Raw genomic sequence first — 15,041 nt, forward strand, 5'->3', positions numbered from 1 at the left:
GCACGGCAACTCCAGCCTTCCCCGGGCGGGGCCACTTCGAACCGCCCAGCCGGGGCCAATTCGAGTTGACATAGCCACGAACAAGGGCAACATCGCTGAGCAGCGAATCCTGGAGCTGCTGACCAACAAGTTCCAGCTGTTCTCAAGCGTGTTCGGAGCCAGCGATGAGGTGCTCGGCGCGATCGAGGACGGTCTGGACTTCGAGAAGACGATCAGCGACATCCTCACCCGTTGCAGAAGCGCTGACGAACTCGACTCGGCCTTCAAGGAGCTAGAGGCGCAGTACGAGGGCGAGATCTCCCGAGAGATGGCCAACGCCAAGGCGAAGGTCTTCGACAACCTCGACCCCCACGTCCAGGATCGACTCAAGGCATACGACACGCAATCCGGCGAAGTGCTGAATAAGTTCGAGCGCCTCCTGCTCGCGGTGACGCGGCACGAACTAGACGAGCACGCCACCTTCGAGGGCGAGGGGCGCACCTTCGTGCTGAATCAGTCGCCTGTGAAGGACGCCCCGACTGGGCGCTACTTCTTCAAGTCACAGCCGCTCGACAACGCCCACCAGTACCGCTACGCGGGCCCGCTCGCCCAGCACGTCGTCGAGACCTCAAAGACCCACGACACCCCAGCACGCGAGCTGATCTTCTCACTCGGGCAGTCGGAGCGCGTCTCCAGCAGCATCCGGGCGCTGGAAGGCACGAGCGGCGAACTGACCGTCAACCTCGTGACCTTCCGCATGAGGGCACACGACGAGGATGTCACCGAGTCGTACATGCTGGCCGGCGCGCTGACCGACGACGGACGCTGGCTTGATGAGGAATACGTCGCAGATATCCTCGACCTCGCCTGCATCGAGGTCGGTGGTCAGCCGGTGGAGATCGATGAGAGCCGCTTCACATCGCACCTTGATACGCGGCGAGCTGAGCTGGAGAAGGAAGTCCAGGGCCGTAACTCCCGCTACTACGACCAGCAGGAGGAACTGCTCTACCGCAACCAGCAGGATCGTAAAGCCGAGCACGAGGGTGCCATCCGCGACTACCGCGCCAAGGAAAAGGAAGCTCGAAAACTTGCCCGGCAGGCCGACGATCCAATGGAGCAGCTGCGGCTCAAGAAGGAAGCCCGCAAGTGGGAGCAGCGCGCTGAAGAGGCCGACGAGGATTTTCGGGTGATGCGCAAAAAGCTCCGGGCTGAGGTGGACAAGTACCTCGAATTGATCGAGCAATCACTCCAGGCAAACCAGGAGACCGAGCATCTGTTCACGATTCGCTGGCGGATCGCCACATAGACCACGGGTCGTTCGCAAGCCCGACGCTAGTTATTTAAATCATGAGAGAGATTCACCTGAATGACTGACCAGATCTACGAAACGCCATCCACCACTCCGAACTTCCAGACTGAGCTGGCAGCTCAACTTGCCGATCTGATTCCTGAGGCTATCGCCGACGGCAAGGTGGATGTCGAGAAACTCAAGGAACTACTTGACGGAGACGCAGCCGACAGCAGCGAGCGCTTTGGGCTGTTCTGGCCGGGTAAAAGGCGTGCGCTCCGTGCCGCGCAGGAACCGACGACAGCGACGCTGAAGCCCGACTTCGAGAAATCAAAAAACTGGGACACGACCAAGAACGTCTTCATCGAGGGTGACAACCTTGAGGTGCTCAAGGTCCTGCAAAAGCACTACCACGCGAAGATCAAAATGATCTATATCGATCCCCCTTACAACACCGGCAAGGACTTCGTCTACCCGGATAACTACAAGGAGGGGCTTGAGACCTATCTTGAATGGACGCGCCAGGTCAACGAGGAAGGCAAGAAGCTCTCGACCAACGCGGAGACCGAGGGCCGCTACCACTCCAATTGGCTCAATATGATGTATCCGCGCCTCAAACTGGCGCGTAACCTGCTGACGAGCGATGGTCTTATCTTTATTTCTATCGATGATAATGAGGCGTCGAACCTCAAGAGGTTGTGCGACGAGGTATTTGGCGAGAAAAATTTTGTTGCACAATTTGTTTGGAACGCGGAAGGGCATACTGATAACCAGTTTCCGATCAAGATAAATCATGAGTACATCTTGACCTACGCCCGAAACTCCCAAGCAGCGCAATTTGGCTACGCGATCGACCCAAATACGAGAGCTGATAGTAACCTCTGGGCGGGTATTGCAGAAAACTCCATCACGAAGAACGGCCCCGCGAACCCTCCAAGTGAGGTAAAACTTCCGGTAGGATTCCCCGTTGCGTCAGAAGCAGAAATCTTGCTCCCGCCATCTGACCTCCCCCCCGGGATTATTGATGCGATGCGTACCGATAAGCTCTCAAGCAATCAGCTGAAAAGGCGCTTCGGCTCGATCCAGTTCCCCCTAAGATTCGATGAGCTGCACGCGAAGGATGGAAGACTTACGCGCGAGTGCCGTTTCTACTCGGGCTGGGCGAATGCTAACAAACTCAAACAGTTTATCGATGGAGGGTGCGTCAAACTCGCGGACGGAGATGCTGGTGAAATTGATTTCTACCTGTCCGAGACTGGAGTCATTTACTACCGACGTGAGCGCGGGGACAAAGCTCGGAACATATTGTCCGTCCTGAGAAACTTGGGAACAACCGAGAAAATGAGTTCTGATCTCGCGCAAATGGGCTTGATGTTCAGCTACCCCAAGCCAATCGACCTCCTCGCTTATCTGATTGAAGTTGGGTCGGGGCCTGGGGAAATAATTCTGGACTTTTTCGCAGGTAGCGCGTCGACGGCGCACGCCGCGTTGCTTCTCAATGCCCGGGACAATGGTGGTCGTCGTTTCATCATGGTGCAGCTTCCGCAGCCAACCGAAGAGAGGTCAGAAGCTCGCAAGGCTGGGTTCAAGACGATTCCCGAGCTCTCCAGGAAACGCATCGATCTCGTTGGGCGAGAACTCGCCGGAGTCACCGACGGCCAGTTCGATGCTGGGGACACTATTGATATCGGCTTCCGCGCGTATAAGCTCGCCGATACCAATTTCGCCAAGTGGCGACTGTCGAGCGATGTTGAGTTGGACGTCCTCCAACAGCAGCTGCTGAGCCTCCGTGACAGCGCCACTGACGGTGCGACGGCCGATGAACTGCTAATTGAGATCCTTCTCAAGCAGGGGTACTCGCTGACTGAGTCCGTTTCGGCGGGCGAAGTCGGAGGACTCGACGTACGGCTTGTTCGTGACAGCGATGGCGATGTCGCTTTGCTCGCATACCTGGACGAGCACATAAAGCCGACACTCAAGCAGCTCCGCGCTCTCGTCGACGAGTCCCCGACGCGGATCATCGTTCTAGAAGACGCCTTCCACGGCGATGACGAACTCAAGACCAATTTGTTCCAGCTCGCAAAGAGCAAGGGCATTGAGCTCTGGACAGCGTGATGAGCGGGTCAGGCTTTCAATTTGACGCTAGTCAGCCCTATCAGCTGGCTGCGATCAGATCTGTCGTCGACCTGTTTGATGGTCAACCTAAGGATGCAGAGAGGCTCGTCACAACGCTGCGCGGTGCAGCTGTGCAGCCAGGTTCGGATCAGGAAGAATTCAACATCGACCTCACTCAGGAGGTCGGCGCCGTCGGTAACAGCCTAGTGCTCGACCGAGACCTCATTCTCGCGAATCTCCAACGCGTGCAGGATCGGAACGGTCTTGAGGTAGTGCAGAAGCTGTATGACGACGCACTCGACTTCGACATCGAGATGGAGACAGGTACCGGCAAGACCTACGTGTATCTGCGTACGATCTTTGATCTGGCCGTCAGGTACAACTTCACCAAGTTCGTGATCCTCGTACCCAGTGTTGCGATCCGTGAGGGAGTCAGCACGAGCATCCGGCTTATGCGGAAGCACTTCGAAAACCTCTACAAGCCACAAGGTATCACCTTCGATGCTTCGATCTACAGCGGCAAGAGCGCCGAGGAAGTCCAGCCGTTCGCGACGTCGACGAACGTGCAGATTCTGATCATGACGATCGACTCGATCCGCGGAAACGCAAACACCCGTGTCATCCATCAGAACAGAGACAAACTGAACGGCCTGCGGCCAATCGACTATCTGAAGGCGACCCATCCCGTCGTCATCATGGACGAGCCGCAGAATATGGAGTCGCGGCTTTCGCAATCGGCCGTCGGCGAACTCGCCCCCACCTTCACGCTGCGCTACAGCGCGACCCACAAGAAACAGCGCAATGTGGTCTATCGGCTCGACCCGGTCGACGCCCACGATCTCGGGCTGGTGAAGCAAATAGTCGTCGCCGAGGTGGAACAGCAGGGCACGGACGCGGCGCCATATATCAGGCTCGTCGAGGTAAGGCGCGAGCCGTCCTGGCTAGCTCGGCTAGAGCTGTCCTGCCGCAAGGCGGACGGCTCACTGGAGCGTCGCGTCGTGAGTGTCAAGCAAAATAAGGAGCTTTCAGACGCGAACATCACCGACAACCCGATCTATGAGGGCTGGCGAATCAACGAGATCAGCATCGATCCGGCGTATGTGGATCTCACCAAACATGGCTTCCTCAACGCAGGCGAAAGTATCGGCGCATCCACTGGCGAAATCTATAGGGAGATGATCCGCGAGACCATTCGCGAGCACCTGCGCAAGGATTCGATGCTCCGGGCCAAGGGCATCAAGGTGCTCAGCCTCTTCTTCATCGACAAGGTCGAGAGTTTCCTCGGCGATGGCAGAAACAACGTCGATGCGAACGGACAATTCGTGCAATGGTTCGATGAACTGCTGCGCGAGGAACGAGCGCGATCACCTAAGTGGGAGGAGCTGCTCCCCCAGGAACCGTCGGAGCTACGTCGCGGATACTTCTCTGTTCTCAAAGGCACGAAGGGTGCCGCCGACAAGTTCCAGGACACCTCTGGCTCAACGAAAGCAGACGACGATGCCTATGAGTTGATCATGCAAGACAAGGAGCGGTTGCTCGACGAGACCGTGCCAGTGCGGTTCATCTTCAGCCACTCTGCCTTGCGCGAAGGCTGGGATAACCCGAACGTCTTTCAGATCTGCACCTTACGCGAGATGAGCGCCGAGACGGAACGTCGTCAGACGCTCGGGCGCGGACTCCGTCTTCCTGTCGCAAAGACTGAGCGCGGCTATACCCGTGTCGCTGATCGTGGTATTGCGACGTTGACGGTGGTGGCGAACGAGTCATACATGAAGTTCGCAGAGGCACTCCAGAAGGAATACAAGGACGCCGGAGTCGAGATCGGCCGGGTGCGCAAAGCTGAGTTCTCAAGGATCCCGTGGCAGGACGAGAACGGCACCCTCACCGACGACCAGTTCGGATACCAGCGCTCTCTCCAGGTATGGGAACACCTCAAGGACAAGGGCTTCATCGACAAGGAAGGTGCCGTCACCTCGAGGTTCCAGCCGAACCAGCTCGGCTTCAACCTCGACCTGCCGGTCGATGTCGCTTGGGCCGAGGGAGTCATCGTCGAGCTGGTCGAACGCGCGCACATCGGCAAGTACGTCAAGCCGGCCAGCAAACGTCAACCGCGCGTACTCAACAAACGTCTCTATGCAACACCGGATTTCGAAGAGTTCTGGGAGACGATCAGCCAGAAGACGACATACAAGGTGAGCATCAACCGCGACGAGATCGTTAAGAACGCGATCGCCGCGATCAAAGGTGCCCCTGATATCGAGGCGCTGCGCATCGAGGTAACCCGAGCCGGTGTCAAGGTGCTTCGAGGCGGCGCCAAAGGCGAGGAACTCGGCACGCGTTCAGCGGACCTTAAAGGTAGCTACGACCTACCCGACATCATCACAGAACTACAGGAGGCGACTTCCCTCACCCGCAAAACGGTCGTCGATATCCTGATCGGCAGCGGCCGGCTCAGTGAGTTCATCGGCAACCCAAACGATTTCATTGCAATGGCCAGGCGTTCGCTTCAAAGCGAGCTGGCCAAGATTGTGGTCGAGGGAATCCAGTACGAGAAAATCGCGGGCTCGATTTACGAGCTTCGCGAGCTACAGAAGGATGGACTTGAAGAGAAGGAACGCTTCCTCGATCAGATGTACAAGGTGCAGCACACCCAGAAGACCGACTTCGACTATGTTGTCTTCGACTCCGATGTCGAGCGCCAGTTTGCCGAGCTGCTTGACTCACGAGAGGACATCAAGCTGTTCATGAAGCTCCCTTCAAAGTTCAAGATCGACACCCCGGTCGGCCCGTACAACCCGGACTGGGCGATCGTGAAGCATGAAGAAGGACAAGACCGGATCTATATGGTCCGCGAGACCAAGAGCACCCTCGATGACTCGAAGCTGCGCCCCTCCGAGCTAGCGAAGATCAAGGCCGCCAAACAACACTTTGAAGCCATCGGCGTCGAAGACTATGCGCGTGCGGTACCGGGAGCGTGGAAGTTGTGAGGCTCATTTCTACTCAGCTACTTACGTCACCCCACGCGAATCTATTGCGGGCACATGGGGTTGTAGACAGCCAGTGTCCGAAGCCAGGAAGGGCAAGTCGGTAGCCATGGCTAACCAGTCCACTAGAGCCATCGAGTTGGCCGACAACGGTGGCCATTTCTACCGTGCAGATTTCCAGGTCCATACCCCGCGTGACACGCAATGGGACGGAGATCGCCCCACGGTGACTGAGCGTGATGCTTGGGCCTCATCATTCGTTTCTGCGGCACGCTCGCAGGGCCTCAACGCGGTCGCGATCTCGGATCATCACGACTTCGCACTATTCCCGTTCATCAAGAGGGCTGCTGCGGCTGAGCAGTTGACATCTGGCGCTCTGGTGCCCGTCCGAGAACAATTGACCGTGTTCCCTGCCCTCGAACTGACGCTGAGCGTGCCGTGCCAGGCGATTCTCATCCTCGATGCGGATTTTCCGGAAGACCGCCTCAACGACGTCTTGAAGGCACTTCATTTCGATCCGATCGACGCGAATCTCGATGTACTCCCCCAGACCGTCGTCCTCCCCGATTCGGGCGACCTCAACGACATTCACGCGAAACTGGACAAGAACGATTGGCTTCGCGGGCGGTACATCATCCTCCCGAACGTGACCCCTAACGGCCACAAGACTCTGTTGAGGGAGTCGTTCCAGGCGAAGTACAGGGACATGGTTGCAGTCGGGGGATACCTCGACAAGCCGATCGCCGAGCTAGATCGGCAGAAGTACGCCGGCGAGAAGCGGATTCTTGAGGGTGGAGACACCAACTGGGGATCCAAGCGTCTCGCGCTATTTCAGACTTCCGACGCCCGAAAAGCTGACTTCTCCACTCTTGGGCAGCATGCGACCTGGGTGAAATGGGCCAACCCTACGGCTGAGGCAATCCGTCAGGCATGTCTGGCTCAGGAGTCTCGGATCTCGCATGACTCCCCGGCAATGCCGAATGTGTGGGTCTCACGCGTCGTGGTGTCGAATAGCAAGTTCATGGGTCGAGTGGATGTCGCACTCAACCCCCAGTACACCGCGCTTATCGGTGGACGTGGGACGGGCAAATCGACAGTGCTCGACTACCTCCGCTGGGCGCTATGCGACCAGCCTGCCCGGGCGACGGAGGATGACGAGGTCGCAGATCCACGGGTGCGCCAGCGAAAGCTGGTGGCGGCAACTCTAAAGCCCTACGACGCACACGTCGAGGTGCACTGCGTGATCAATGGCATCACACATGTCGTTCGTCGACATGCGAATGATGGGACGGTCCACCTCAAGGTCGGGGAAGGTCAGTTCGAGAATGCCGCAGAGGCAGCCATCCAGAGTCTGCTGCCAATTCAGGCATACAGTCAGAAGCAGTTGAGCAGCGTCTCAATCCGCGTCGAGGAACTTCTGCGATTCCTCACCTCGCCTATCCAACGCGAGCTCGAAGAAATCGGCCGCCAACGACAAGAGGTGGTCGGCCGGCTCCGCGAGAACTACGGCACCCTCCAACGTCATCGAGACCTATCTGCCGAGATCGAACGTGGCGACCTGCGTATCCGGTCGCTAGCTGAACAAGCGCAGTCGCTGCGCGATGGCCTCGCAGGCGTATCCGAAGAGGATCGTCAGATCCTCAACGGCAAGTCTGGACACGATGACCTGCGGTCAGCTCAAACTATCTGGCTTCAGCATGTCGAGGTTGCCCATGAACACCTCGCCGATCTAGTTGCCTCACTGGATTCATCCCTCGGCGACCTTATAATGCCGCCATCAGCGCCAGCGAGCCTCTCTGTCGAAGCGGATGCGCTCCTGAGCCGCTACACGCGACGCCCTGGCCCGGTTGCGATCAACAATCGGACGGCTTGAGACTGACTTTGGCGCGCTGACGGTTGATGGCGGTGCGGTCACGCTGCCCTCTGAGGTGTTGGCAGCCAAGCTCGCCGAATACGACGAGGCGTACCGGGCGGTGAAGGAGAGGTCGTCGGCGCATGAGGCCAAGCTGGCGGAACTCGCAAACCTAGAGGAGCAGCAACGCACATCTCGTGAGCTTGTCCAACGCCAGCGCGCTGACCGGGACGCGCTCGGCAGACCGGGCGAGAAGCACGAGGAGTTCCGTGCTGAACTGACTGCAGCGCGGAAGGAGCGGACGGAAGTTCTGAAAGCTGAATGTGATGCGCTCGCAGCATCATCGGATGGCTTGATCCGCGCGACGTTGTCCGTGAGCCGCGGCTTCGATGCGGTTCAGACCAAGTTCAAGGCGCTGATCGCGGGCTCGAACGTGCGGGCCAACAAGATCGATACTTTCTTCGAGGAGCTTGCGAAGGAGTCAGATCCCGCGGCAACGTGGGAAACCGTGCTTGAGGAGCTTGAGTCACTAACCTTGCTCGAACCGGATGCTGAGATCAGCTCAGAACAGACTCCCACGCTGGCGAGGCTGGGCTTGACAGTTGCTGATCAGAAGCGGTTCACGCCGAAGCTGACTCCCGACGGCTGGCTCGATCTCTCGCTGGCTGAGCTGTCTGATCTTCCAGACTTCGAGTACCGCGCGAAGGAAGGCGAATACATCCCGTTCGAGTCCGCGTCGGCTGGCCAGCAGGCCTCAGCGTTACTGGGGACGCTGCTCTCACAACGCGGTACGCCGCTCGTCATTGACCAGCCTGAGGACGATCTCGACAGTGACACCGTGCAGCAGATCGTCTCCAAGATCTGGCTAGCTAAGAATCGGCGTCAGCTGATTTTCTCCAGCCACAACGCAAATTTGGTTGTAAATGGCGATGCAGATCTGGTGCTCGTCTGCGCTTATCTGACAGCGGGCGATCAGTCGGCGGGCCATATCAAGGAGCAAGGCGCAATCGACGTGGCTGCCGTAAGGGATGAAATTACTTCGGTAATGGAAGGTGGAGAGCGGGCCTTCCGTCTTCGCAAAGAGAAGTACGGCTTCTGAACGACAGGTGCCCCGGAGACCCCACTGGCGACCGCTCCCATAGCACTTTGGAAGCGCCAACTTAATTGCGACAGATTCTTGGCAACAATTTTCAGTTGAACTGGCGGTTTGCAGGCCTGCACCGCCAACTAGCCTGAGACCGGACACATTTGATGATGTCCGGTCTCGTTGTGTCTGGCGGTTTTTCAGTAAAGCTGGCGGTCTTCGGAGATGGCAGCCGATGGCTTAGTCGAGTTGACTGTGCCTGGAGTCGGCCGCCCACGCCAGGGCCGCAGCGCGGAGTTCGTCGACGAACTTGCGCTTGTGATCCTGGTATCCCAGCATGCTTGTCCCAGCGGCTGCAGCGGCGTCTAGCTTGACCCGCCCATAACGATCGACCCACTCCGGATGGTTACGAAGAAAGTCACGAACCGCAAGATTGCTCACCCACAGCACGCCGAGGTACGGGACGACGCTCACATTGAAGTTTGACAAGCCTCTCTTCCGCCAGAAGTATCGCCCTGGCCGGCGACCGTCTTCGCCCAGGTACTCGTATCCGAGAGCAGCCAAACCCTCAATTGCAGCGTGTGGTCCGCTTCCCGGTTGCACACCGACGAGGATGTCAACGATTGGTTTGGCGATGAGTCCGGGTACTGCAGTACTTCCGAAGTGCTGGATTCCAGACGCGTAGTCGCCCAGCGCAGTACTAATCGCAGCCGACTCGGCTTGGTAATACTTCGCCCAGCGCCTGTCATAAGCCACGACCTGAACCCAAGGCTCCTCCGCGCTCACTGTGCCAGTGTGGCATCGAACCCAGTGGGCATCGAACGGAGCCGAGGACACGGCCCCCGCTACCCCCGGGTAGGAAGAATACGGCGAGATCGAATGTGGCGGGTTACCAGTGAGGCTGCGGGAGGTAATCTGTTGTTTCCCAGCCCTTTTAACGACCACCGCCACCACCGTCAGCCGCCCTCACTCCCCGTTCATGAGCAGTTTCCAGGGCTGCAAGCCGAGGAGGCCAGCAAGGTGCCTCTGCATCTGGACGCCGGACGGTAACGGGCGCCACCAGATGGTCACCTCGGCGATCTTGCCGTCCGCGTCGAGCAGGATGTAGTCCATCCCGTCCACCACGGTGTCTTCAATCTGCAGCTGGAAGTACGCGGCGTGGTGCGTCTCGCCGCTGAGAACTTCCTTATAGCTGAGGTCGGCCGCCACCGTGCCGACGGTGCGCATGGCTTCCAGAACTGCCTCGCGGCCGGTGAGCGGCTCATCGCCGAGCGGGCCGTACAGCACGACGTCCTCGGCGAGGATTTCGGAAAGAGCCTCTTTGTCTGCGCCGCCGTGCATGCAGTCGACGAAGTCCTCCACCGTGTCGCGGTGCGGGGCGAATGTGGTCATGATTACTCCCTGTGTCCGTTGTCGGTTGTGATCTGCCAGACCTGATCGGACGGGCCCATACATGCCGTTGTCGCTCAGTTAGATCACCGTGGTGCCCCCGTCGACCACCAGCTCCATGCCATTGACATAGCTCGAGTCGTCGGAGGCGAGGAACAACGCGGCCGACGCGATCTCCTCGGGGCGGCCCATCGCTCTCCGTGGGATCACGGATTCGAACTGCGCCTTCATCTCGTCGTCCATCACCTCCGCCAACATGGGCGAGGCGACCTGGCCGGGGGTCAGCACGTTCACCCGGATCTTCCTGTCCCTCAACTCGGACACCCACACCCGCGCGTAGGCGGGCAGCACGGCCTTGCTTCCCGCGTACACACTCCAATTCGGGTAACCCCGCAGCGATGCGTTCGACCCGGTCATAAAGATCGAGCCGCCATCGTTGAACAGCCGTAGTGCCTTTTGAACGGCGAACAGCGTCCCCCGCGCGTTCAGCCAGAAGGCGGCATCGAACTGCTCCTCGGTGATTTCGCCGAGCCTGCTCTGCTCCCCCGTCCCGGCACTTGCCCACAACACGTCGATCGCGCCCCTTTCCCGTTCGACCATGTCGAACAACCGGTCCAGATCGTCTAGGTCGGCCGAATCGCCCTGCACGCCGGTCACATTCCGCCCGATCTGTTCGACCGCCAGGTCCAGCGCGTCCTTCCGTCGGCCCGAGATGAAGACGTGGGCTCCCTCGTCTACGAACAACTTGGCACCAGCCAATGCCATACCACTTGTCGCGCCGGTGATTACCGCGACCTTGCCATCGAGCTTTCCCACGATCTCTCCCTTTACTTGATAGTGCCGGTGTTATTTACACCGAACTGAGTACATACGTACCTGTGTGGCTAGTTGTCCGCCTGTCCCAAAATCGTTGTGCAACTGCGCAGTTCCCAGGGTTGCATGCCGATGACGTCCGCGAGGTTTCGCTGCAACGCAACACCCGACGGCAGCGTGCGGTAGAAGATGCTCACCTCGGCGATCTTGCCGTCCGCGTCGAGTCGGACGAAGAAGATGCCGTTGACCGCGGCGTTGCCGACTTGCAGCCGGAAGTGTGCGGCGTGGTGGGTCTCGCCGCTGAGGACCTCCAGATAGGTGTCATCGGACGCCAATCCGTTGACGGTCTTAATGGCCTGAACGGCGGCCTCGCGGCCGGTGATTGGCTCATCGCCGAATGGGCCGTACAGCACCACATCCTCGGCAAGCAGACGAGTCAGGGCGTTCTCGTCTGCGCCGCCGTGAATGCAGTCGACGAAGGACTCCAAGGTGTCGCGGTGCGGCGCGAAAATGGTCATAGTTACTCCTCGTAGTGCGTGAGATTTCGTCGGTGCGCCTAGGTCGTCAGCCGGTCTGAGAAGTAATTGCCGTTGTCCAAATCGGCGAGCAGGCTGGGCTGGACGGGTTCCCAGCCCAGGGTCCGGCGCGTGATGAGGTTGGACGCCGGCACGGACAGCGTGACCAGATTGGTGAACATCCCGAAGTATGCCGGCAGCATCAGCACGTCGATGGGCACACTCACGCTGGGCAGGCCCAGACGGCTACCGATGGCCTCGGCGATCTCGCGGAACGGGACGCCCCCGTCCTCGACTGCGTGCCAACGACTGCCGGCCGGACCCTTCTCCAGCGCCAACCGGAATAAGGACGCGACATCGCGGATATGCACTGCGCTCCAGAGGTTCCCGCCGTCTCCGGGGTAGCCGGCGAAGCCCTTCTCCTGCGCGAGCGCGATCAGCCCCGGGAGGAATCCTGCACGATCGGTAGTGCTGTGCACGATGGTGGGAAGCCGCACGATCGACGACCGCACTCCCCGCTCGGCGAGGCCGAGGACGGCTGTCTCCACGGCGTTACGGAATCGCAGGGTGCCTGTGTGCTCGTCGCCGCTGGGAAGTGCCGGGTCCTCCTCGGTGGCCGGTCGGCCCACGTTCCCGGGCGAGGCCATACTGCCCGCCGCGACTAGTGGCTTTTCGGTTCCTGCCAGGGCCTCACCGTACGCGAGGATGACCGGGACCTCCGCGTCGGTCACGGCATCGATCCCCCCGGAGGGAAGCAGGTCTTGCCGGTGCGCGACGTGGATGACGCCGTCGGAGTCCGCGGCTGCCTCCTTGAGCCCGTCTAGATCCTCGAGGCTGCCTCGCCGCACCTTCGCGCCGAGCGCGGACAGAGTCGCCGCGGCCGCATCCGACCGGGCCAGGCCGGTGACCTGGTGCCCGGCGGCGATGAGTTCGGGAACGATGTACAAACCGGAATGGCCGGTCCCGCCAGCGACGAAAACGCGCATGTGACTGCCCTTCTGAAGGTAGATGGAGGAGGCTGGTGCGGGTGCGCTCAGTCGAGGATGCTGACGCCGAGGGCGAAGTTGTTGTGCTTGACGGAGTGGGCCATGAGGCCCAGCTGCATCAGGGCGACGTTCTCCAATGCACGCGCCATTGATAGCTGCCCGGTGTCCATCGGGCGCAATCCCAAGCTCTCAACGAACACCGCCACGCGTGCCTTTGCTCGCGCGTCATCGCCGGCGATGAACACGTCCAACGGGCGACCCTCGACTGAGCCGGCCGCCAGGACGTTGGAAAACAGGGTGTTGAACGCCTTGACGACATGCGCGCCGGCGGGGGCGGCGTTGGCGATCTCCTGCGCGCCGGAACTGCCCTCGGGAGTGACAAAGCCTGTGAAGTCGGGGGTGACGGGGTTGGTGATGTCGAGAATGACCTTGCCCTGTAGCGCCGCTCCGTACTCGCCAACCACCGCCTTCGCGCTGGCGTACGGCACGGCGAGGACAACGATGTCCCCTGCCGGGGCGGACCCGGCCGTCCCGACAGTGGCGCCGTCGAGCGCGGCAGCCAGTTCCTGGGCTTTTACCGGGTCACGGCCGATGATTTCGACTGCGTTGCCGCCCGCGAGCGCCCGGTCGGCCAAGGCACCGGCCATGTTGCCCACGCCGATGATGCTGATACGGATCATGAGATTCCCTAATCGGTCGACAAGCAAAAGGTTGATGAATCAACCATACACGCTTTGGATGATGCGTCAACCAATTAGGTAGGATGAATGTCGATGAAACCGAAATGGCTGAACGCCCGTGAGGACCGCGCCTGGCGCGCCTTCGTTCACTCGCATCAACAGATCGAGCTCCACCTGAACCGGAGCCTCCAGAAATCGGGCTTGTCCGGGGCCGACTACGAGGTCTTGGCCGTGCTCTCCGGCCATGACGGGGACCGCATGTCCGCCCGCGACCTGGGCGAAGCGTTGAATTGGGAGAAAAGCCGTCTCTCCCACCAGTTGCGGCGCATGGAAGCCGACGGGCTGATCAGCCGCGAGCCCAACCCCGACGACGCCCGCAGCACCATCGTCCGCCTGCTGCCCGCCGGCCGCACCGCTATTGAGAAGGCGGCGCCCGGTCACGTGGAGGACGTCCGCCGGAACTTCATCGACCTCTTTACCCCGGCCGAGCTCGACATGCTCGCCGCCCTCAACGAACGAGTCCTGCACCGCTTGGCCGAAGGCGACGACCCGCCGCCGACGACGAGCCAGCCTTCATAACCTTCATCAACCGTTCGCGATTCGACTGTTACACAGTGGGATTCGTCAGCTCAGACAGCTGGTAATGCTCAATTAGGTCGAACTTGCCATGTCTTATTGTCAAACAACGCGATTCGACCGAACGTACGTGACGAAACCGGTCCGGCGCTGCGCCCCTGGGTCAATCATTCCTCGTTCAGCAAACGATCTGTACACAAGCGACGAGCTATCTGTGCGCGGTCCGGCACGCCACATAACGCTCCGCCCGGGCGAGAAGCACGCGAGTTCCCGCGCTTCGGCCCTCACGCCATCCTGACTGGGAATACGTCGGGTTACCGATAGAACACTGCATATTGCGTCGGACGAATCAATACCTGGCCGCTTGCCGAGCACCACTCCTCTCCCGTTGTTTTCCGCTGCGTTGCAGGACTTTTCGCCCACACTTCCTGTCGGGCGGACTTGTGACGGCTGCGCCACTGGCTACATCCGAGGACATTCCAGCGACACGCTGACCTGCGTGTCGACCTGTCCGGTCCGCTACTTACTGCGTGCAGCTGGCCAAGCTCGGCCCGACGCCGACCTGAGAATCATCGAGGACTCCGGTCACACCGGCAGCCCTGCCATGGGGGGCGGCAGTCATCGTCGCCATCGCCAGGTTTCACCCGTCGCGTTCTCATTACTAGAGAAAGTGGACGCCTCATGTCCTGTCTCGCATAGTGCCTGGCTGTGACAGGTTGATTTGGCCCCGGTAGGACGGTCTGTTTTGGCCCCGTCCGCCCGACTCGCCGGTGCGGTTGT

Annotated in this window: 9 protein-coding genes and 2 pseudogenes; 5 read left to right on the forward strand and 6 right to left on the reverse strand. The window is 60.0% G+C overall.

Features of this window, described 5'->3' with window-relative positions; translation table 11 throughout:
• From CQY20_RS30635 to CQY20_RS36275, 4 genes and pseudogenes are all read left to right on the forward strand, one after another.
• Nucleotides 1–1,285, forward strand: a pseudogene (locus CQY20_RS30635) (protein PET117); the annotation flags it as partial.
• Nucleotides 1,286–1,345: 60 nt separating this feature from the next.
• A complete protein-coding gene (locus CQY20_RS30640; RefSeq protein WP_097944618.1) occupies nt 1,346–3,382 on the forward strand; it encodes a site-specific DNA-methyltransferase in 2,037 nt (678 codons plus the stop codon).
• Nucleotides 3,382–6,369 carry a restriction endonuclease gene (locus tag CQY20_RS30645; RefSeq protein ID WP_097944620.1) on the forward strand — a complete coding sequence of 996 codons (2,988 nt, stop codon included), beginning with the start codon at nt 3,382–3,384 and terminating at the stop codon, nt 6,367–6,369. The genes CQY20_RS30640 and CQY20_RS30645 overlap by 1 nt, the downstream gene beginning before the upstream one ends.
• 106 nt (nt 6,370–6,475) lie before the next feature.
• Nucleotides 6,476–9,317, forward strand: a pseudogene (locus tag CQY20_RS36275) (TrlF family AAA-like ATPase).
• A gap of 225 nt (nt 9,318–9,542) precedes the next feature.
• Here the strand turns inward: CQY20_RS36275 and CQY20_RS30660 are convergent.
• The 6 genes from CQY20_RS30660 to CQY20_RS30685 all read right to left on the reverse strand — a co-directional run bounded on the left by CQY20_RS30660 (nt 9,543) and on the right by CQY20_RS30685 (nt 13,685).
• A complete protein-coding gene (locus tag CQY20_RS30660) occupies nt 9,543–10,088 on the reverse strand; it encodes a GrpB family protein (RefSeq protein ID WP_097944625.1) in 546 nt (181 codons plus the stop codon).
• A 180-nt stretch (nt 10,089–10,268) separates the two neighbouring features.
• Nucleotides 10,269–10,694 carry a nuclear transport factor 2 family protein gene (locus tag CQY20_RS30665; RefSeq protein WP_097944627.1) on the reverse strand — a complete coding sequence of 142 codons (426 nt, stop codon included), beginning with the start codon at nt 10,692–10,694 and terminating at the stop codon, nt 10,269–10,271.
• A 78-nt stretch (nt 10,695–10,772) separates the two neighbouring features.
• The gene (locus CQY20_RS30670; RefSeq protein ID WP_097944629.1) at nt 10,773–11,507 is read right to left on the reverse strand and encodes an SDR family NAD(P)-dependent oxidoreductase; all 735 of its coding nucleotides are present in this window, start codon (nt 11,505–11,507) and stop codon (nt 10,773–10,775) included.
• A 68-nt stretch (nt 11,508–11,575) separates the two neighbouring features.
• Nucleotides 11,576–12,022: a nuclear transport factor 2 family protein gene (locus tag CQY20_RS30675; protein ID WP_097944631.1), complete on the reverse strand. Its 447-nt coding sequence runs from the start codon at nt 12,020–12,022 to the stop codon at nt 11,576–11,578.
• Nucleotides 12,023–12,060: 38 nt separating this feature from the next.
• A complete protein-coding gene (locus CQY20_RS30680) occupies nt 12,061–13,005 on the reverse strand; it encodes an SDR family oxidoreductase (RefSeq protein ID WP_097944633.1) in 945 nt (314 codons plus the stop codon).
• Between the two features lie 47 nt (nt 13,006–13,052).
• Nucleotides 13,053–13,685, reverse strand: a complete 633-nt coding sequence (locus tag CQY20_RS30685; RefSeq protein WP_097944635.1) for an NADPH-dependent F420 reductase — start codon at nt 13,683–13,685, stop codon at nt 13,053–13,055.
• Between the two features lie 93 nt (nt 13,686–13,778).
• Here CQY20_RS30685 and CQY20_RS30690 point away from each other — a divergent pair, with 93 nt between their 5' ends.
• The gene (locus CQY20_RS30690; protein ID WP_097944637.1) at nt 13,779–14,264 is read left to right on the forward strand and encodes a MarR family winged helix-turn-helix transcriptional regulator; all 486 of its coding nucleotides are present in this window, start codon (nt 13,779–13,781) and stop codon (nt 14,262–14,264) included.
• The last annotated feature ends 777 nt before the right edge of the window (nt 14,265–15,041 follow it).

The sequence above is a fragment of the Mycolicibacterium agri genome, assembly GCF_002553505.1.
GTDB lineage: Bacteria > Actinomycetota > Actinomycetes > Mycobacteriales > Mycobacteriaceae > Mycobacterium > Mycobacterium agri.

Coding starts and splice junctions, on each gene's coding strand:
- CQY20_RS30645 (WP_097944620.1), top strand. CDS start 3,382: ATGAGCGGGTCAGGCTTTCAATTTGACGCTAGTCAGCCCTATCAGCTG.
- CQY20_RS30675 (WP_097944631.1), bottom strand. CDS start 12,022: ATGACCATTTTCGCGCCGCACCGCGACACCTTGGAGTCCTTCGTCGAC.
- CQY20_RS30665 (WP_097944627.1), bottom strand. CDS start 10,694: ATGACCACATTCGCCCCGCACCGCGACACGGTGGAGGACTTCGTCGAC.
- CQY20_RS30640 (WP_097944618.1), top strand. CDS start 1,346: ATGACTGACCAGATCTACGAAACGCCATCCACCACTCCGAACTTCCAG.
- CQY20_RS30685 (WP_097944635.1), bottom strand. CDS start 13,685: ATGATCCGTATCAGCATCATCGGCGTGGGCAACATGGCCGGTGCCTTG.
- CQY20_RS30690 (WP_097944637.1), top strand. CDS start 13,779: ATGAAACCGAAATGGCTGAACGCCCGTGAGGACCGCGCCTGGCGCGCC.
- CQY20_RS30680 (WP_097944633.1), bottom strand. CDS start 13,005: ATGCGCGTTTTCGTCGCTGGCGGGACCGGCCATTCCGGTTTGTACATC.